Below are 17766 nucleotides of genomic sequence, written 5' to 3' on the forward strand. Positions count from 1 at the left end.
CATGAGAACCGGATACGCGTTTAAGAGGCTTCAGGACGCGGCACGGGCCTTTTTTATTCAGAGGAAGCTCGACGCACACGAAAGATGGACCCGGGAAGAGCTCCTGAGGTATCAGCGTGAGCGGCTTTCCCTGCTGGTCGCGCACGCGGCCCGGCACTCCCCCTTCTACCGGGAACTCTACGGGAACATAAGGACGAACAGGGGAATCCTCATCGAGGACCTGCCGATAATCGACAAGTCGGCCATGATGGATAATTTCGACCGGTTCGTAACGGACCCCCGTCTGAAACTCTCCGAGCTCCAGGCCCACGTCGGCCGGCTCACCCGCGACGAGTACTACCGGGGAGAATATCGCGTCACCACGACAAGCGGAAGCTCGGGGATGAAAGGAGTGTTCGTTTTCGACAGGAAGGAGTGGAGCACCGCCCTTGCCGGTCTCATACGGTGCGGCTCGTACATGAGAGTGAGCCCGAGCCTCCTTCACCGCTGGAAAATATCCACCATCGCGGCGGACAGCCCGGCACACGTAACCGACCGGATGTCGGAAAGCACCGATGTCGGCCTCACCAGGGCGCAACGCCTTTCGGCGACATCCGGCATCGGGGACCTCGCCGGGGCATTGAATGCGTTTCAGCCGGAACTCCTGGGCGCCTACCCTTCCATTGCAGCGCTCCTTGCCGAAGAGCAGCGCGAAGGACGCCTGGATATCCACCCCCGGGTGGTTGCGACGTTCGCCGAGATGCGCACGGGAGACATGCAGAGAAAGATTCAAGAGAGCTGGGGCGTCGTCCCGTTCAACGCGTACGGCATGACGGAGGCGGGGATAGCGGTGGGCGTCGATTGCTCCCTGCATCGGGGAATGCACGTTTTCGAAGACCTTGTCATCCTCGAGGTCGTGGACGAACGGAACAACGCCGTTTCCGACGGCTCGCCGGGCCACAAGCTCCTGGTCACGAACCTTTTCAACTTCACACAGCCGATTATCCGTTATGAGGTCTCCGACATGCTCACCATGTCGCGGGCGCCTTGTCCGTGCGGCAGGCCCTTCCGGCTCATAGCCGCCGTAGAGGGGCGAAGCGACGACATCGTGTATCTTCGGGGAGCGGGAGGCGGGGACGTGCCAGTGCATCCGAACCACTTCCACGACATACTGGAAACCCTCGAAGAGATAAAACAGTACCAGGTCGTCCACGAAGAGAAGGGGATTACCATCAGCGCGGTCCTCAGGCCGGGGACATCCGGCGAAGAGACGGCCAACAGGATCAAGGAGCGGCTCAGGGCCGCGCTGGAATCCCTCGGCGCCCTGTGTCCGGACATCCATGTCCGCTTCGTGGACGGGATTCCGAGAGACGCACGGCAGATGGGAAAACTGAAACTCGTACGGTCAAATATTTCTGTGGAAAGCATGACATAGTTCACACGCCGACATCGCACGCCCCGTCCCTCCTTGGCCCGGAGGAGAATTGTGCATACGCCGTAGAGGTCCTCTCCCGGGAAACCCCCGGCCGCTGCTTCATATTTTGTTCATAATTTTTTTCTATGATTTCATTAACGAAGCTATCGCTCTTGTTCGGGGTGGGAAAGGAATTGTATAAACAGGCAGTCGGGAAAGCGGTCCCTCTCTTCATGGCATGCGGGCTTTTTCTCTTCGTTCTTTCCACGGCGGCCTTCGCCCAGGCACCGTCCGACGTCCCGCTCATGAAACTGGAGGAGGTCACCGACCTCCTCATGAGCCCCGGCTGCAATTACACCTACACGCTCACCCTCTGCCCCTCCGCCGAGGCGGCACAGATGCGCGAGATAGTCAAGGACAGGCTCCGGCAGGGCCAGAGCAAGGAAGAGATACTGGCCTATTTTGAGGCCGTTTACGGCCCCAAGGTACTGGCCCAGCCGGCCAAGCGGGGTTTTTTCTCCATGGCCTGGTGGTTCCCCTATTTCATTCTGGCCGACGTCTTCGCCGTGGCCGCGGTCGTCATCCTCCTCTGGAGAAAGAGGGCGCGGGAGGACGAAGGGGCCGGAGGGGAGGACGCGGGCACGGCCCTCGGGGAGGACGAAGAGGCTTTCTTCGAAGAAGAGGTGCGCAGGTTCAAGGAGGAGTGAGCGCCAGGGGAGCGCCCGCACACTGAGAGGGGAAGGCAGCGAGATGAAAAAGGCCATAAAGATACTGGTGCTTCTGCCCGTCGTCATCCTGGCCGGGGTCCTGGTGCTGGGCGCCCTGGGAGGGGGCGAGAAGACGCGGAAGCGGCAGGCGCGGCCTTCCATCGGAGAGCCCGCGCGGGACTTCACCTATCCCGGCCTCGACGGCAGGGACGTGAGCCTCTCGGACTATTACGGCACGAAGGTGGTCTTCGTCAATATCTGGGCCACCTGGTGCACCGAGTGCAAGAAGGAGCTTCCCACGGTCCAGGCCCTGTACGAGAGGTTCCGGGGAGAGGACTTCGAGGTCCTGGCCGTCAGCATCGACGCCCTGGGCGAGAAGGCCGTGGCGCCCTTCATGAAGGAGATGGGCCTGACCTTCCCCGCCCTGCTCGATACCGCCGGGTCCGTGCAGCTTCTCTACGGGACGACGGGCGTGCCGGAGTCCTTCATCATAGACAAGAAAGGGCGGGTCGCCTTCGTGGAGATAGGGGCCGGGGACTGGAGAGAGCCGGAAAAGCAGGCCCTCGTGCGGAGCCTCGTCTCCGAGACGTCCGGGACCGCCCGCGCGGAGGCCAGATGAGGGGAAAAACCAAGGTCCTGGTGGTCTCCGTCCTGCTCTTGGCGTCCTTCGGCTACCTTGTCTTCATAGGCATGCGCGAGGGAAGCATGTTCTATCTCGAGGTCTCGGAGTTCCGGGCGCAGGCCGAGCATCTGGACGGACGGAAAGTGCGCGTCAACGGCGAAGTGGTGCAGGGCTCGGTGGCCTACGACCCCGAGACCCTGAGGCTGGCCTTCACCCTCAAGGACCCCAAGGGGCCGGAGAGGCTGAACGTCCTGTACAGGGGAGCCCCGCCGGACCTGATGCAAAAGGACGGGGTGACCCTGGTTGCCGAGGGGGCCTTTGACCGGAAGCGGGACCTCTTCGTCTCCAGGAGGCTTCTGGTGAAGTGCCCCTCGAAGTACGAGAAGAAGGAGGGGGCGTCATGACCCAGGCGGGCAGCCTTTCCCTTCTGTTCTCCCTGTTTCTTTCCGTGCTGGTCTTCGCCGGGCTCTTCCTGGGCCTGAGGAGGAAGGACGGCCGGTTCGTCGAGGCCTCCTACCGGGCGGCCGACGGCGTTTTCTTCTTCATGAGCGTCGCCGTGGGGGCCCTCCTCTACGCGTTTCTGACCGACGACTTCAGGGTGGCTTACGTGGCGGGGTACTCCGAGCGGGCGCTCCCTCTTTTCTACAAGATAACGGGGCTCTGGGCGGGACAGAACGGCTCGCTCCTCTTCTGGGGGTGGCTCATCGCCCTTTTCACCTTTATCCTGGTGAGGAAGAACGAAGGGAAGCCCGGCTCGCGCTTTCTCCCCTACGTCCTTATCTTTCTGAACCTCACCGTCCTGTTTTTCCTGGTGCTCGTGAACTTCGTCACCCCCCCGTTCGAGCTGGCCGCGCGGGTGCCCGCAGACGGCAACGGCCTGAACCCGCTTCTTCAAAACCCGGGGATGGTCTTTCACCCACCCACGCTCTACCTGGGCTACGTGGGCTTCACGGTGCCCTTCTCCTTTGCCATGGCGGCCCTGGCGATGGGCGAGCTCGGCGACTGGTGGATAAAGAAGACCCGGGCCTGGACCCTGTTTTCCTGGCTCTTCCTCACCCTGGGCATCGTCTTCGGGGGCTGGTGGGCCTACAGGGAGCTGGGCTGGGGCGGGGTGTGGGGATGGGACCCCGTGGAGAACTCCTCCCTTCTTCCCTGGTTCACCTCCACGGCGTTTCTCCATTCCGTCATGGTTCAGGAAAGGCGGGGGATGCTCAAGGTCTGGAACCTGGTCCTCATCATCCTGACCTACCTCTTGAGCATCTTCGGCGCCTTCGTCACCCGAAGCGGCATCATCCAATCGGTGCACGCCTTCGGGCAGTCCGGGGTGGGCTACGTGTTTCTGGCCTTCCTCGCCCTCGTGGGCGTCCTGGGCGTCTATCTCGTCGCCACCCGGTACGGCAAGCTCAAGGAGAACAACCCGAAGCTCGAATCGGTCGTCTCCAGGGAAAGCTCCTTCCTCTATAACAACCTCATCCTGATCGGCCTTTGCTTCGCCACGCTCTGGGGCACCGTCTTCCCCCTGGTCTCGGAGGCCGTCAAGGGCGTGAAAATCTCGGTGGGCCCGCCGTTTTTCAATACGGTGAACTCCCCCATGTTCCTCCTGCTCCTTCTGCTCATGGGCCTCTGCCCCCTGCTGGGGTGGCGAGGGACATCCGTCAGGGGAACCCTCAAAAACCTGCTCATCCCTTCCGTACCCATGGCCCTTTCACTGCCCCTTCTCTACCGGGTTGGCGTAAGGAGCGCCATGCCCCTGTTTTTCTACGCCTTCTCGCTCTTCGTCGTCGTCAGCCTCGCCAGGGAGTTTTATATCGGCACCCGGGCGCGGGTGAAGAACGCCGGGGAGAAATGGCTCCGGGCCTTCGTCACGCTCCTGGGCAGAAACCGGAGACGGTACGGGGGGTACCTCGTGCACGCCGGCATCGTGCTCATGGCCCTGGGGCTTGCGAGCTACGGGTATTACCAGTACAAGGAGGAGTTCACGCTCTCGCCGGGCCAGGAGGCGTCGGTGAAGGAGTTTAACCTGAGGTACGTCGGGCTGACCTCGGAGCGGGAGAGGAACTACGAAGGCGTGAGCGCCCTGGTGGAGGTCTACCGCGACGGTACGCTCCAGAGGGTGCTCCGGCCCGAGAAGCGCTTTTACCAAAACGGCGAGCCCACCACCGAGGTGGCCATCATGCAGGGCCCGGAGAAGGACCTCTACCTCATCCTGAGCGGATGGACCCCCGAGAGGAGCATCAGCATGACCGTGGTGGTCAACCCGCTTCTCTCCTGGGTGTGGACGGGCACGGGCGTGGCGGTCCTGGGGGTGGTGTGGGCGATGCTTCCGGGCGCAAGGAGGGAGGAGGAGACGGTGGACGCCATGGTCGCGGAGTATCTTCTCCGGTTTCAAAGGAGCGCGGGCGCATGACCCTTGTGTTGCTGATAATGGCGGGGCTGGCCCTGGCGGCCTTCGCCTATGTTCTGCTGCCGCTTTTTCAGGAGAAGGCCTGGCCCTTCGCCGAGGGGCATGAGGCGGGCGAGCTCAGAAGGACGCGCAGGCAGGCCCTCTGGGCCATAGCGGACGTGGATGACGAGTACCAGATGGGCAAGCTCTCGGAGCAAGACCACGCGGCCCTGCGGGCCGCCCTCAAGAAGGAGGCCCTTCCCGTCCTGAAACGGGAGCGGCATCTCATGGGCGAGGCCCGGAGGCTCGACGGCAAGGGCCTCGAACGCGGCCTCAAGGAAGACCTTCTGAGAGAGGTGGTGCGGATTTGCGGCACGCGGGATTCCTGATAGGGGCATTACTTTTTCTCCTCGTGGGGATGGCCGATGCCGCCCGGGTCACGGTCGAGGTGACAAACGGCACCTCCGGCGAGCCCATGGCCTCCCACCCCCTGAGCCTGTCGGTGGGCTCCCTCACGGCCCGGGGAGACTTCGAGGCGAGGGAGAGCCGCACCGTGAAGACCGACGACGGGGGCGTCTACAGCGGAAGCCTGGACGTTGCGCCGGGCGAAGAGCTGAGGGCCCGGGCCGTGCACCGGGGGATTTCCTACTCGGCCATGGCCGAGGCGAGCGGGAATAAAGACCTGGCCCTCAGCCTTCCGGTCTACGAGATCACGGACCACAGGGAGGGGGTCTCCGTAGAGGAGCGCTCCATGTACGTGGTGCCCAAGGGCGAGAGGTTCGTGCAGGTGTACGAGACCCTGACGGTGGTGAACCGGGGCACGAAGACCTACGTAGGCAAATGGAGCGACGACCTGAGCGCAACCCAGGTGCTCTTCATCCCCATGCCGAAGTACTACATGCTGACCTCGCTCGAGGGCATCCCCCAGGGGAAGGCACTCACCGCCGAGAAGGGCATCGTTACACTCAAGGAGCTCAAGCCCGGCACCCACCGGATAGCCCTCGGCTACTTCGTCCAAAGCGACACGGGCCGCTTCGACCTTTCGCTCCTGAGCGCCCCCGGCGCCCCCGAGACACGGTCCCTCGTGCTCGCCTTCTCCGAGGAGAAGGGGTGGAACCTCAAGGCGGGCGGCCTCACCAGGACGGGCCTCAGCGAGGCGGGGGGAAGGGCCTTCAGGGTCTACAAGGGGAGCCCGGGGAGCGCGGCGCACATCACGCTCTACGGGCCGTCCTACGTGAACACGGCGGGCATCTGGTCCCTCTCGGTGGGGCTTCTTTTCCTGGCGAGCCTTGCCGGGGTCGTGCTTCTCAGGGAGCCCGGCCGGCGGTGGTCCCTCAGGCGGGAGAGGCGGCGCCTGGAGGCCCTTCTCGAGAGGTTCGACGAGGAAGCCCGGGAGGGCGAGGTCCGCAGGTACTACCATCCCTTTGCCCAGGTGCTGAGGGAGAGGCTCAGGGAGATAGAACAGAGGTACGGCGCATGAGCCTTCTCGAGCTCAGGGGCATATCCAAGGAGTATCACGGCAAAAGGGCCTTGAAGGACGTGAGCCTCGACGTCCGGGAGGGGGAGCGCCTCGTCCTGTTCGGCCCCAACGGCGCTGGCAAGACCACCCTCATCAAGATAATGTCCGGCATCATGGCCCCCGCGGCGGGAGAGATACTCTACCAGGGGGCTCCCCGGCGGGACGGCTCCCTCAAGCGGGACGTCTTTTTCCTCGGGCACCGGAACGCCCTTTACGAGAGCCTCACGGTGCGGGAGAACATCGATTTCATAAGAAGGCTCTTCAGCCCGGCGCTCAACGGCTCCGCTCCCTCCACGGACGAGCTGCTCAGGGAGCACGGCCTCTTGGAGAAAAGGGACGAGCCCGTCCGCGAGCTCTCCCAGGGGATGAAGAGGCGTGTGGCCATAGCCAAGGGCTTCCTCACGGGACAGAGGATATTCATTCTGGACGAGCCCTTCTCGGGGCTGGACCTCCGGTGGAGGCGGTCCGTGCAGGAGAAAATCGGGGAGCTGAAGGGCCGGGGAAAGTCCCTTGTCCTCTGCACCCACCTGGTGGAGGAGGGGCATGCCCTGGCCGACCGGGTGGCCTTCCTCGACCGGGGACGCCTCCTCCGCCTGGCGGCAAAGGAGGACCTGGACGTCCCGGGCGTTCACGAGCTTTTCCGGAAGGCCGGGGGGGAGGCGCAGGGATGAGCTTCGTGCGCGGCGCCATGGCCGTCATGGGAAAGGACCTTCGCCTGGAGCTGAGGGGCAAGGACTCCCTGAGCCTCATGTTCTTCCTGTCCCTTCTTTTCCTGGTCATATTCAACTTCGCCCTGGACATCGACAGGGACAACGTCGCCGCCCTGGCGCCGGGCGTCCTCTGGGTCATCTTCGCCTTCTCGGGCATCCTGGGCATGGGGCGGACGAGCATGGCCGAGAGGGCCGAGGACGCCTTCCTGAGCGTGGTCTTCTCCCCGGCAAGCGAAGAGAGCTTCTACATGGGAAAGGTCCTGAGCAACCTGGTCTTCCTGCTCGTGGCCGAAGCGCTGACCATGACGTGCTTTGCCGTCCTGTTCGATTACGAGAAGCTCCTGCTCTCCCTGCCGGGCCTCCTGCCCCCGCTGGTCCTGGGCACGCTGGGCTTTGCGCTGGTGGGAACGCTCTTCTCCTTTCTGACCACGACGTCACGGTACGGCGAGGTGCTTCTGCCTTTCCTGTTTCTGCCGGTGGTAAGCCCGGTGGTGCTGGGAGGGGTTTCCTCCATGACGGCGGTGCTTGAGGGGAGGCCCCTGGAGGAGGCCTGGCGGTGGATCGAGGTCATGGGGGTCTTCGACGTTCTTTATTTCTGCATTGCGCTGCTTGTTTTCAAGCATATCATCGAGGAGTGAAAACGTTATGAGAACCGGAAAAATACAGGCAGTCCTCTTCGGGTTCCTGCTCTTTCTGCTGCCCCTGGACTTCTATCTCATCTTCGGGGTCGCCCCGACCGAGAGGATAATGGGGGACGTGCAGAGGATTTTCTACATACACGTTTCCCTGGCGGTGAGCGCCTACCTGGCCTTTGCGGGGGTGTTCGCCGCAAGCGTGCTGTTTCTCTGGAAGAAGGACCTCCTCTGGGACACCGTGGCCTCTTCGGCCGCGGAGGTGGGCGTGCTTTTCTCCACCCTGGTCCTTCTGACCGGCTCGCTCTGGGCGCGGCCCGTCTGGAACGTCTGGTGGGCCTGGGACCCCCGGCTGGTGAGCATGTTCATCCTCTGGTTCATCTTCGTGGGGTACTTCCTCCTGAGAAGAAGCATATCCGACTGGCACCGGAGGGCGCGGTACGGGGCCGTCATCGGCATCATCGGGTTTCTGGACGTCCCCATCGTGCGCCTGGCCACCACGTGGTGGCGCTCGGTCCACCCGCGCCTGAAGGGCGAAGGCGGGGGCCTGGAGCCCACCATGCTCATGGTGATGCTCTTCAGCATGGCCACGTTTCTTCTTTTTACGGTCTTTCTGTTCCTGTTCCGCTATCGCATAGCCCGGAGCGAGAACAGGCTTCTCGTCATCTCGAAGAGAATGGAGGTCTGAGAACAATGGAAAACGGGATTTTCCTCGCCGCCGCCTACACGGTGGTGTGGCTCGGCGTATCCACCTACGTCTACCTCAGCGTGCGCAAGCAAAAACGGGTGGAGCAGAAGATAGAGCTCCTGGAGGGCCGGCTTCCCGAGGAGTGACGCGGGGTTGAAGGCGGCGGAGGCCGAAGGTTCGAGACCCCGCGCCCGCGGCGGACGTCAAAGGGTTGCGGCGATGCCGCAACCCTTTCTACGCGCCCTCCCGGTATGCGTCAGGATTTTCCCACCGGGAATCATCGACGCTGCTGCGCCCGCGCCTTGTCCTTATACCTCTCGATGTAGTGCGCGGCGGCCAGGGCGGCCACGCAGCCGTCGGCGGCGGCGACCACGATCTGGTTGGCGAACTTCGCCCTCACGTCCCCCGGGGCGAAGATGCCCGGCACGCTGGTCTGGCACATTTCGTCCGCCAGGATGAAACCCTTTTCGTTCGTGCGCACCCCGGGGGGGACCAGCTCGCTGTTGGGCAGGTATCCGATGAAGATGAACACGCCGTCGGTGGCGACCTCTCTTTTCTCCCCCGTGACGGCGTCTTCAAGGGCGGCGGCCTTGACCACATGGCCGTCGCCCTTTATCTCCGTCACGGCCGTGTTCCAGAGTATTTCCATCTTCGGCTCGGACAAGAGGCGGTCCTGGAGAATCCTGCTTGCCCGGAGCGCGTCCCGCCTGTGGACGAGGTACACCTTCTTGGCGATTTTGCAGAGGTAAAGCGCCTCCTCCACGGCCGTGTCGCCCCCGCCGACCACCACGGCGGTCTTGTCCTTGAAGAAGAGCCCGTCGCAGGTGGCGCAGTAGGAAACGCCGGTCCCCAGGTACTCGGCCTCTCCGGGGACGTGGAGCTTCTTCATGGTGCCGCCCACCGCCAGGATGAGGGCGATGCTCCGGAGCTGCCGGCCGCCGGTCAGCCCGACGGCGTGAAAGTCCGCGCCGGCGCGGATCGCGGTGACCTCCTCCTGAAGAATCTCCAGGTCGAAAGCCCGGGCATGGCGGACCATCCTCTCGGCCAGGTCGAACCCGGTGATGCCCTCCAGGCCCGGGTAGTTCTCCACGTCCTTGGCTATGGCAATCTGTCCGCCGAGGAGCCCCTTCTCGATAAGAACGGTGCCGAGCGCCGCCCTCCTGGCGTAAAGCCCGGCCGTGAGCCCCGCGGGGCCGCCGCCCACGATGATGACGTCGTAGAGCTCTCCGGTCTTCATGGCAGCCACCTGTGAGATGCCGTTTCGAACATGCCGCTTCCGCAGACTCCCTCAAAGAAAGCCGAATCCATCCTTGATTATACCGCGTCTTGCGTGAATGCCCAAGAGCACAGGGGAGCGCCGCCGGGCGCCAGCGGACGCCGGCACCTTTTCTTTGGGTAACAGCGCCGCCGGTAATCGCCGGGACGGCGGGAGGGCTATGCCGCGCAGACCCAGCTCTTCAGGCGGCTTGAGGCGGTGATGCGTTCTTCGGCCGTAAACAGGTCGGCATACCGGGGGTCAAGGACGAGGGCCTCCAGAGTGGCGCCCATGCAGTTGCACCGGCCCAACTCCGCGGTGCCGAAGAGAAACCTGCCCGAGGAGAGAATCCTCTTTGCAGCTTCCACTCCCCCCCACTCCTCCACCATGCTGAGGAGGCGCGGCTCCCTGTAGCCGCACTTCACCCACACGTTCTCATAGAGGGCGACAAGGTCCTGCTCAAACTGTCTGCTCTTCACGTTCCCCCGCTCTTTCCCCCTGACTTCAGAGCAAGAAGAGTTGCGCAACAGATTGATTTTATGTCTCTTTTTGTGCGTTCTTTACAATTGCAGGAAAGGCTCGCCTGTGTCAAGGTCAATCTATAATTATGATATAGTCTGAAGTGTATATGGAGGTGCAGCTCCCGGGCATAAATTAAGGCCGCCCCCCTCCGGGGGCGGCCATTCACCGGGACTTCCTTCTCACCAGTATCAGGTGCGGGTGGAGAGGTCGGAGCCGCCGTCGCCGAGAAGGCCGGCACGTTGCCCTCGATAAGTCTCCAGGGAACAGGAGGCGCTGCGTGAGCTGCCCGGTGATGTGCGCGGTGAAGAGGAAACCGGCCACGGGGCAAAGCTTCCCTCCGACGTCCAACTGCTCTGTCCAGCCGTCGCGTTTGCCACGTTCGCCTTCACGTTGTCGTTGATTGCCCGAATCGGCCCAACCCGGGGATGCTTCACTAAAACCTAGCACTCCCGCGGGAGGCTGTCACGTCGGTTTTTCTCCTACAGAAAGCGAGGGTGAGAAGCGCTCAGGAACCCTGGAAAGCCCTTCGGGCCCTGCCCCTCTTCAGGAAGGCGTAAAGAAGAAGGCCCAAGCTCTCCAGGGCGAGAACCCCGCTGAGGGCGTAGGTCACCGGCCCCGCCCCGACCGCGGTGAAGAGGGCCCATGAAATGATGCCGTTGATGGGGACGTTCAGCACCGAGGCGACCAGGAGGGCGTCGGGCTTCTGAAGGGGGGCCGGGCCTGCCTGGGGGAGGCTGCCCGGGTGCTGCACCTCGCCCGCCAGGAGCCGGGCTATGGCGAGGGCCCGCTCGATGCACGATTGCCAGTCTTGCGGGCGCGCCAGGTCATGGTCCTTCTGAACGAGGACGTGCTGCCCCCGGGCCTCGACGCGGAAGCCCCTGTTGGCTTCGAAGAACCGAAGGACCTCCGGCCGGAAGATGCTCCGTATCCTGCCTTCCTCCCTTCCCCTGAGTTCATAAGCCCGGGAAAAGGCCGGCGCCCGGGGAAAGTCTATGTCCTCCCTGCCCAGTGCCTGCAGGAGTTTCCGGGATATGCCCTCGGGGGTGAGGCTCAGGACGGGGAAGTCCCACCGGGCGGAGCGGAGGGCGATGGCCGTGCGGTTATTGCCCGAGGAGCCGTCGGGTTCCACCACGGTGAAAAGCACAACGTCCTCCTCACCGCCCCTGCCCCTGAAGATGCGGGAGACCGAGGGTTTCAGAAGCCCCAGGAAGGCGGGAAACCCCGCACCTTTCATATAGACGTAGAAATCCTTCCTCCTGAAGGGGGCAAGGCCGAGGTTCGCTGCGGCCTTCCGGTCCCGGTCGGCCGCCCTCTTGCGGGCCGCAAGGAAAAACACCGCCAGAAGCGCCGAGAGAAGGACCAGCAGCCCTGCCGTGCCGCCGGGAACCATGACTGCCAGGGCGTCAAGGGACATCCCGCCTCCATGCACTGTATTGTTTGACGAGAACGAAACCGCCCCAGAGGAGTGCTCCCGCCATGAGGCAGGCTCCCAGGACGTGGGCGAGGAGGGCCAGCAGATGGTCGTACCTCAGAAGCCCGAGATGTCCGAGGATGTACTGCCAGTCGTGGTAGTCCTGGACGTCGCGGCCCGTTACTCCTCCGAGGAGGACGAGATTGAGGGCACGGGCGTCGTTTATATAGGGGGCCAGGTCCATGAGGCTCTCCCCCGTCCACCAGAGGGCCGCCGAGGCGGCGAAGGCGTCCCGGGTCCTGAGGAGGAAGACCAGCAGACAGGCCACCGGCACGGCCACCTGCATGAGGCTCCCACCGAGCATCATCACGAACTGGCCCAGAAGAGAGAACACCACGTGCCCTGCCTCGTGGAAGGGAAGGTTCACCAGGTGAAGGACACTTTCCCCGGCGGCGCTCTCCGAGAGGGGAGTGAGAATGAAGGCAAGGCCCCGGAGGAGAAGCACCGCATAAAGAAGGGAGCGTCCCAGGAGGGCGAATCCCCCTACATTCGGAGGCACGGCGAAAAGGAGCCTTGCCAGGCCCGCCTCATCGCCGGGCGCCGAACGGCCGGCCTCGCGGAACCCAGGCGGGGCCTCGACCGACAGAGCCGTCGCCGCTGGGACCGCTGTCCCCGCTGGGACCGTTGTCCCCGCCGGGACCGTTGCACCCTCGTTCAAGCGGGCGTAGTACTTCTCGTAGATGAGGCCGCAGCGGAGGCACTCCTCGTGCCCGTCGGGCTGGTCAAAGCCGCACGTGGGACAGGTCATCTGCACAGGCGGGGAAGAAACCCCCGGGTTATCGTTCTTTGCCGATGCCTCATGCCGTTTGGAACAAAGCAACATCCTTGCCCGATGCCCAAGCAAAAGGCCGTTTCGCTCAAGTGCCAGTAAAACAAGGAAAAAGCCTGGCCAACGGGGGCGGGGCGGAAACAAAATGTGTCGCCGATTACAATTTCCGTCACCGGAAAAGGGGACCGGAGGGCGAGCTAAAGGGCGTGGGTCTTCTGCCTTGTCTCGAGCCAGCGCTCCAGGGCGCCCGCCTCCATGGGCTCGGCGATAACGAACCCCTGGCCGTAGCGGCACCGCAGGCGCTTGAACCTGGCCACCTGCTCCGGCTGCTCAAGGCCCTCCACGATGACGTCCAGCCGGAGGTTATGGGCCAGGAAGATGATGGACTTGACGATCTGCAGGTTCTCCTGGTTGCCGTTCATGTCCCGGACGAAGGAGCGGTCTATCTTCAGCGCGGTAATGGGGAAGCGGTGGATGTAGCTGAGCGAGGAGTACCCCGTGCCGAAGTCGTCTATGTGCACGCCCACGCCCATGTGCCTCAGGCGGTTGAGCATGGTGGCGGCGGACTCGGCGTTCTCCATGAGGACGCTCTCGGTGAGCTCCAGGGACAGGACCCGAGGGTCGAGACCCGTTTCGGCCAGGACGTCGGAGACAAGGTCCAGAAAGGAGGACTGGGAGAACTGCCTGCTTGAGATGTTCGCGCTGATGGACAGGGGCGGCTTCATGGGGAAGAGCTTCTGCCAGTGGGCCAACTGGCGGCAAGCTTCTCTCAGGACCCAGGCCCCGATGTCCATGATGAGGCCGGTCTCCTCGGCCAGGGGGATGAACTCCTGGGGCATGACGAGGCCGCGCTTGGGATGCTCCCACCGGAGCAGGGCCTCGAAACCTACGATGGTCTCGCTGGCGAGGTCCAGGACGGGCTGGTAGTGGAGGACGAACTCCCGGTTCTCCGTCGCCCGCCGGAGCTCGGTCTCCAGCGTCAGGTGGGCCATGGCGTCGGCGTGCATCCGGGTGTCGAATATCACGTGGCAGGCGCGGCCCCGGCCCTTGGCCCTGTACATGGCGATGTCGGCGTCCCGGAGGATGTCATCGGCCCGGGTGTAGCCCACGGAGCTGAAGGCGAGCCCGATGCTCGCGGTGACGAACACCTCGTGACTGCGCAGGGCGAAGGGCCGGGAGATCTCCTCCTGGATGCGGCCGGTTATGTTCAGGGCCTCCTCCTTGTCCTTGAGTTTTTCAAGGAGGATGGCGAACTCGTCCCCGCCGAAGCGGGCCACCGTGTCGCCCTGCCTCAGGCATCCCTGAAGCCGCTGGCTGACGGCCTCCAGGAGCTTGTCCCCCGCACTGTGCCCCAGGCTGTCGTTGATGACCTTGAAACGGTCCAGGTCAAGAAAGAGCACCGCAAAGAGGTCCGCGCTCCCCCGGAAGCCGCTCATGAGCCCATGCTCCAGGCGGTTGATGAACAGGGCCCTGTTGGGAAGGCCGGTGAGCGTGTCGTGGAAGGCGTCGTGGACAAGCTGCTCCTCGGCCATCTTGCGCTCCGTGACGTCGGTCTGCGAGCCGGCTATCCGGACGGCCTCGCCCTGGCGGTCCCGCACCGCCAGGCCCCGGCTCAAGACCCACCGGTAGGTGGAGTCCCTGTGCAGGACGCGGTATTCGCACTCGAACTGGGTGGCCTTGCCCGCCAGGTGCGCCTCGAGCTTCGCCTCCAGGTGTTCCCTGTCCCGCGGATGCACCCGCCGGAACCACTCCTCGGGGCTGTCGCCAATGTCCTTCTCATCGAACCCGAGCATGGACTTCCACCGGGGGGAGTAGTACACGCGCATGCGGCGGAGGTCCCAGTCCCAGAGGCCTTCGTTTGCCCCCCGCGCCGCCAGGGCGTAGCGCTCGGCACTCTTTCTGAGCCCCTCTTCCGTCCGCTTCCGCTCCGTGACGTCCCGGAAGCACTGGATGACGTGGGTGACCTCGCCCCCCTGGCCGATGACGGGGTAGTAGTAGATGTCCATCCAGCGCTCCGAGCCCTCCGGGTCCGCGATGCGGCGCTCCTCCCGGCAGGGGTCCTTGGAGCGGAAAGCCTTTTCCGCAACACAGCCCGGACAGACGCCGTCCCGGCCGTGGAGCACCCGATAGCAGGGCTTCCCGAGGAGCTCCCCCGCGGGCAAGCCCTTCAGGGCCGCGTAATCGGCGTTCAGCCGGGCAAAGACGAAGTTCCCGTCAAGGACGGACAGGGGGTCTCGGATGCCCGCAAGAAGGGAGGAGACGAACCGCTCCGAGCGCGTGCGCCGGGCGAGCTTCTCCTCCATGCGGGAAAGGCTTTCCCCCAGGGCTTCCATCATGGCATCGAACTCCGCGGCCAGCTCATCCCGTCCGCCCCGGCCCGCGCCGTGGGGGAGGCCCTCCGGGAGCCTTCCGGAGGAAATCCTCCGGGTGGCCTCCCTGAGGAAATCCACCGGCCGGGCGAAGACCATGCTCAGGCGCAGGGCGGCCAGCACGCCCAGAAGAAGACCCAGGGCCAGAGAGGCATGGATGAGGCTTCGAAGCGCCTCCGCCCTCCGCCCGTTCTGGGCGGAGAGCGCCTCCATCCGGGCCCGGGCGAGCCGGGAAACGTCCTCGAGCTCCGTAAGGAGCTTCTTCGCCGGCTCTCGGGGGAGCCCTTCTCCGTACCGCGCGAACAATGCCTCGATGCCCGCAATCCTCTCCGAGACGGAAGGGGCGTGGTGGCAGCCGGAACAGTCCCGAACCCTCTCCTCGACGGATTCTGCGGTGAGAAGCCTTTTGTCTTCCGTCCGGACGCCGGCGGCGGCGAGCCCCGCCCGGTCCGGCGAGGTGGATGGAAGCAGGGCCCCCCTGAGGCCCTCCATATCGTGGAGCCGTGCGAGGCGGGAGAGCCGGAGGGTGTTATCGAGGGAGACCGCGGCCGTGACGGCCGCCAGGGCCAGAAGAAAGAGGGCCAGAAGGGGCAGGAGCAGTTTCCTGTTCACGGCAGAGGGTCCCGCCCAGGGGCCGGGGGCGCCGCCCCCGCTTTTTCTCTCCCCATTACGTCCTCCAATAAGAAAGCCTACCCGAAAGGGATAGGCCGCTGGTTGCTACGCCGCCAATTCGACAGCCCCTCTATCCCGGCCGGTGGCCTTTAAGGACAGGTGGCTTTGCGCCCCCCGGTTACCCGGGGTTTACCCTTTCGTTGGTCCGGCTTCCGTTGTTTCTCCTCCCATACTCAAGCACAGGCGTCTTGGAAAGTCAAGGATTCGGCTCATAGACGGCGGGATTCTCCGGACATCGTTTTTCTCGCTGGATTTTTCCTATACAATGGACATAGAAAGGGGGCGCCCGGGCGCCCCCCGGGAGGAGGTTTCCACATGGCCCAAGAGGACAAGCTCAATCGATATCGGGAAAAGCGGGACTTTCAGAAGACCTCGGAGCCCAGGGGGAAGGCCCGCAAGGCGAAGAGAAAGGGGCCCCTCTTTGTCATCCAGAAGCACCGGGCGAGGCGCCTGCACTACGACTTCAGGCTGGAGGCGGGCGGGGTTCTCAAGTCCTGGGCCGTGCCCAAGGGCCCTTCCCTGGACCCCGGCGAGAAGCGCCTGGCCGTCCCCACGGAGGACCATCCGCTTCAGTACGGGGACTTCGAAGGCACCATACCGGAGGGCGAGTACGGCGCCGGGACGGTGATGGTCTGGGACACGGGGACATACCGGAACCTGAGGGAGGACGAGGGGGTCTCCATGCAGGAGGCCCTGGAGGCAGGGCACGCGGCCTTCTGGCTCCAAGGAAAAAAGCTCAGGGGAGGGTTCGCCCTGAACCGCACGCACTTCCGGGGCAAGGAGAACTGGCTCCTCGTGAAGATGAAGGACGAGGAGGCCGACCCCCGGCGGGACCCGGTGCGCACGGAGCCGGACAGCGCCCTGAGCGGCAGGAGCATGGAGGAGATAGAGGAGGAGGGCTGACGCCCTTTCCCTCGGCCCCCCGGCGTCGACGAGAGCCCTTTCCCCGCGCCCGGGAAAACGTTCGGGGACGCCCTTTCGGCCGTCGCCGGGGTTCCTGGGGCTTTCTTCGCGCCCGCCCTCTTCTGTGACCCTGCGCACAGACGGGCGCGGGGGCGGCGGCTAAACTACAGGCGAGATGGGCAAATCTCTGGGCAGAGTTCTGGCGGTGGTCCTTCTGGCCGGCATGCTTTCGGGCTGCACGACGGCCCTCACCTCCGCACGGATAGACATGAGAACGAAGGACGCCGGCGTCAGGGACGCCAACGTCACGAACGCCAGCGTCAGGGTGGCCTTCACCCGGAGGGACGTCAAGCTCATCCGCGCCTACTACCGGAAGAACCTGCCGCCGGGGCTGGCCAAGAAGAAAAGGCTTCCGCCGGGCCTTCAGAGGCAGGTGCAGAGAAACGGCACCCTGCCGCCGGGGCTGGCCGCGAGGAGCCTCCCCCGGGAGCTGGAGCGGAAGCTTTCGCCCATCCCGGAGAACTACGTGAGGCTGCGCGTGGGGATGGACATCGTGCTCATGGACACGAGGACGCGCGTGGTCCTGGACATCGTCAAGGACATAAGCTGAGGAGAGGCCATAGAGTAACGGAGAAGACGACATAAGGGCACCACCGAAAGGGCAAAGCCAGGGGAACCCGCACAGCCGTCCTGGCGGCGCAAAGCCACCTGTCCCGCGGGGGGATAGAGGGGCTGTCGAAGTGGCAGTATGCACCGGGCCCACCCTTTCGGGGGTGGGCCTTTTGGTTGCGGGGCACCGGGGGTGAGGAAAAGAGCCCGGGGTGGGTTCCCTCCGGTGTCCAAGGGCCAGGACGGACAGCCCGTGCCCTCCGGGTGTCCGCCCTCGGGCCCCTGTCCGGCGCCGCGCCGGGGACCACAACATGCACGACGTGCCCCCTCCGGCGCCGGACAGTCCCTCCTTCCGTCCTCCCCCTGTCCTTTTCGGCCTAATGGCGATATAATCTGAGAGCCATGGTGAGCGCCGTCGAACTCGCCTCAGGGCTTCTCATCCTTGTCGGGGCCCTCATCCTCATCCTTTCCCTGGCCATGGGGGTGAGGCTTCTCCGATTGGTGCCCGGGGAGCTTCGCCCGAAGTGGCTCGCAGCTCTGTT

Annotated in this window: 18 protein-coding genes and 2 riboswitches; of the genes, 13 read left to right on the forward strand and 5 right to left on the reverse strand. The window is 64.4% G+C overall.

Annotated features, from left to right (window positions below; all coding sequences use genetic code 11):
- Window position 1: 1 nt before the first annotated feature.
- The 11 genes from P8Y39_05120 to P8Y39_05170 all read left to right on the forward strand — a co-directional run bounded on the left by P8Y39_05120 (window position 2) and on the right by P8Y39_05170 (window position 8800).
- Entirely contained in the window at window positions 2-1414 is a 1413-nt protein-coding gene (locus P8Y39_05120; protein ID MEJ2191716.1) for a hypothetical protein, read from the forward strand.
- Between the two features lie 212 nt (window positions 1415-1626).
- Window positions 1627-2100, forward strand: coding sequence for a cytochrome c-type biogenesis protein CcmH (locus P8Y39_05125; GenBank protein ID MEJ2191717.1), 474 nt, complete (start codon window positions 1627-1629; stop codon window positions 2098-2100).
- A 43-nt stretch (window positions 2101-2143) separates the two neighbouring features.
- Window positions 2144-2719, forward strand: coding sequence for a TlpA disulfide reductase family protein (locus P8Y39_05130; protein MEJ2191718.1), 576 nt, complete (start codon window positions 2144-2146; stop codon window positions 2717-2719).
- On the forward strand, window positions 2716-3126 hold the full coding sequence (locus P8Y39_05135) for a cytochrome c maturation protein CcmE (protein MEJ2191719.1): 411 nt from the start codon (window positions 2716-2718) through the stop codon (window positions 3124-3126). The genes P8Y39_05130 and P8Y39_05135 overlap by 4 nt, the downstream gene beginning before the upstream one ends.
- Window positions 3123-5129: a heme lyase CcmF/NrfE family subunit gene (locus tag P8Y39_05140; protein ID MEJ2191720.1), complete on the forward strand. Its 2007-nt coding sequence runs from the start codon at window positions 3123-3125 to the stop codon at window positions 5127-5129. The genes P8Y39_05135 and P8Y39_05140 overlap by 4 nt, the downstream gene beginning before the upstream one ends.
- Window positions 5126-5494: a hypothetical protein gene (locus tag P8Y39_05145; protein MEJ2191721.1), complete on the forward strand. Its 369-nt coding sequence runs from the start codon at window positions 5126-5128 to the stop codon at window positions 5492-5494. Before P8Y39_05140 ends, P8Y39_05145 begins: the two co-directional genes overlap by 4 nt.
- Entirely contained in the window at window positions 5473-6585 is a 1113-nt protein-coding gene (locus P8Y39_05150) for a hypothetical protein (protein ID MEJ2191722.1), read from the forward strand. Before P8Y39_05145 ends, P8Y39_05150 begins: the two co-directional genes overlap by 22 nt.
- Window positions 6582-7295 (forward strand): heme ABC exporter ATP-binding protein CcmA, encoded by a 714-nt coding sequence (gene ccmA, locus P8Y39_05155; GenBank protein ID MEJ2191723.1) that lies wholly within the window; start codon window positions 6582-6584, stop codon window positions 7293-7295. Before P8Y39_05150 ends, ccmA begins: the two co-directional genes overlap by 4 nt.
- Window positions 7292-7972: a heme exporter protein CcmB gene (locus P8Y39_05160; GenBank protein ID MEJ2191724.1), complete on the forward strand. Its 681-nt coding sequence runs from the start codon at window positions 7292-7294 to the stop codon at window positions 7970-7972. The genes ccmA and P8Y39_05160 overlap by 4 nt, the downstream gene beginning before the upstream one ends.
- A 7-nt stretch (window positions 7973-7979) precedes the next feature.
- The gene (gene ccsA, locus P8Y39_05165) at window positions 7980-8654 is read left to right on the forward strand and encodes a cytochrome c biogenesis protein CcsA (protein MEJ2191725.1); all 675 of its coding nucleotides are present in this window, start codon (window positions 7980-7982) and stop codon (window positions 8652-8654) included.
- A gap of 5 nt (window positions 8655-8659) precedes the next feature.
- Window positions 8660-8800: a CcmD family protein gene (locus P8Y39_05170; protein ID MEJ2191726.1), complete on the forward strand. Its 141-nt coding sequence runs from the start codon at window positions 8660-8662 to the stop codon at window positions 8798-8800.
- Window positions 8801-8931: 131 nt separating this feature from the next.
- Here P8Y39_05170 and trxB read toward each other — a convergent pair whose 3' ends face one another.
- The 5 genes from trxB to P8Y39_05195 all read right to left on the reverse strand — a co-directional run bounded on the left by trxB (window position 8932) and on the right by P8Y39_05195 (window position 15652).
- A complete protein-coding gene (trxB, locus tag P8Y39_05175) occupies window positions 8932-9891 on the reverse strand; it encodes a thioredoxin-disulfide reductase (protein MEJ2191727.1) in 960 nt (319 codons plus the stop codon).
- A 197-nt stretch (window positions 9892-10088) separates the two neighbouring features.
- A complete protein-coding gene (locus P8Y39_05180; protein MEJ2191728.1) occupies window positions 10089-10388 on the reverse strand; it encodes a hypothetical protein in 300 nt (99 codons plus the stop codon).
- Between the two features lie 548 nt (window positions 10389-10936).
- Entirely contained in the window at window positions 10937-11845 is a 909-nt protein-coding gene (locus P8Y39_05185) for a hypothetical protein (protein ID MEJ2191729.1), read from the reverse strand.
- Window positions 11835-12650 (reverse strand): zinc ribbon domain-containing protein, encoded by an 816-nt coding sequence (locus P8Y39_05190; protein MEJ2191730.1) that lies wholly within the window; start codon window positions 12648-12650, stop codon window positions 11835-11837. The genes P8Y39_05185 and P8Y39_05190 overlap by 11 nt, the downstream gene beginning before the upstream one ends.
- Before the next feature lie 218 nt (window positions 12651-12868).
- On the reverse strand, window positions 12869-15652 hold the full coding sequence (locus P8Y39_05195) for an EAL domain-containing protein (protein ID MEJ2191731.1): 2784 nt from the start codon (window positions 15650-15652) through the stop codon (window positions 12869-12871).
- A gap of 117 nt (window positions 15653-15769) precedes the next feature.
- Window positions 15770-15856: riboswitch (cyclic di-GMP riboswitch) on the reverse strand.
- 171 nt (window positions 15857-16027) lie between these two features.
- On the opposite strand from P8Y39_05195, the gene P8Y39_05200 reads away from it, so the two are divergent.
- A complete protein-coding gene (locus P8Y39_05200) occupies window positions 16028-16615 on the forward strand; it encodes a DNA polymerase ligase N-terminal domain-containing protein (protein MEJ2191732.1) in 588 nt (195 codons plus the stop codon).
- A 175-nt stretch (window positions 16616-16790) separates the two neighbouring features.
- The gene (locus P8Y39_05205) at window positions 16791-17225 is read left to right on the forward strand and encodes a hypothetical protein (GenBank protein ID MEJ2191733.1); all 435 of its coding nucleotides are present in this window, start codon (window positions 16791-16793) and stop codon (window positions 17223-17225) included.
- Between the two features lie 40 nt (window positions 17226-17265).
- Window positions 17266-17355, forward strand: a riboswitch (cyclic di-GMP riboswitch).
- Window positions 17356-17766: the final 411 nt, after the last annotated feature.

The sequence above is a fragment of the Nitrospirota bacterium genome (assembly GCA_037386965.1).
Classification (GTDB): Bacteria; Nitrospirota; Thermodesulfovibrionia; order Thermodesulfovibrionales; family JdFR-86; genus JARRLN01.

Bases quoted from the DNA above. Each gene is read 5' to 3' on its own strand.
- P8Y39_05140 (MEJ2191720.1), top strand. From the start codon at position 3,123: ATGACCCAGGCGGGCAGCCTTTCCCTTCTGTTCTCCCTGTTTCTTTCC.
- P8Y39_05185 (MEJ2191729.1), bottom strand. From the start codon at position 11,845: ATGTCCCTTGACGCCCTGGCAGTCATGGTTCCCGGCGGCACGGCAGGG.
- P8Y39_05170 (MEJ2191726.1), top strand. From the start codon at position 8,660: ATGGAAAACGGGATTTTCCTCGCCGCCGCCTACACGGTGGTGTGGCTC.
- ccmA (MEJ2191723.1), top strand. From the start codon at position 6,582: ATGAGCCTTCTCGAGCTCAGGGGCATATCCAAGGAGTATCACGGCAAA.
- P8Y39_05200 (MEJ2191732.1), top strand. From the start codon at position 16,028: ATGGCCCAAGAGGACAAGCTCAATCGATATCGGGAAAAGCGGGACTTT.
- P8Y39_05120 (MEJ2191716.1), top strand. From the start codon at position 2: ATGAGAACCGGATACGCGTTTAAGAGGCTTCAGGACGCGGCACGGGCC.
- P8Y39_05205 (MEJ2191733.1), top strand. From the start codon at position 16,791: ATGGGCAAATCTCTGGGCAGAGTTCTGGCGGTGGTCCTTCTGGCCGGC.
- P8Y39_05160 (MEJ2191724.1), top strand. From the start codon at position 7,292: ATGAGCTTCGTGCGCGGCGCCATGGCCGTCATGGGAAAGGACCTTCGC.
- trxB (MEJ2191727.1), bottom strand. From the start codon at position 9,891: ATGAAGACCGGAGAGCTCTACGACGTCATCATCGTGGGCGGCGGCCCC.
- P8Y39_05125 (MEJ2191717.1), top strand. From the start codon at position 1,627: ATGGCATGCGGGCTTTTTCTCTTCGTTCTTTCCACGGCGGCCTTCGCC.
- P8Y39_05190 (MEJ2191730.1), bottom strand. From the start codon at position 12,650: ATGACCTGTCCCACGTGCGGCTTTGACCAGCCCGACGGGCACGAGGAG.
- ccsA (MEJ2191725.1), top strand. From the start codon at position 7,980: ATGAGAACCGGAAAAATACAGGCAGTCCTCTTCGGGTTCCTGCTCTTT.
- P8Y39_05130 (MEJ2191718.1), top strand. From the start codon at position 2,144: ATGAAAAAGGCCATAAAGATACTGGTGCTTCTGCCCGTCGTCATCCTG.
- P8Y39_05135 (MEJ2191719.1), top strand. From the start codon at position 2,716: ATGAGGGGAAAAACCAAGGTCCTGGTGGTCTCCGTCCTGCTCTTGGCG.
- P8Y39_05145 (MEJ2191721.1), top strand. From the start codon at position 5,126: ATGACCCTTGTGTTGCTGATAATGGCGGGGCTGGCCCTGGCGGCCTTC.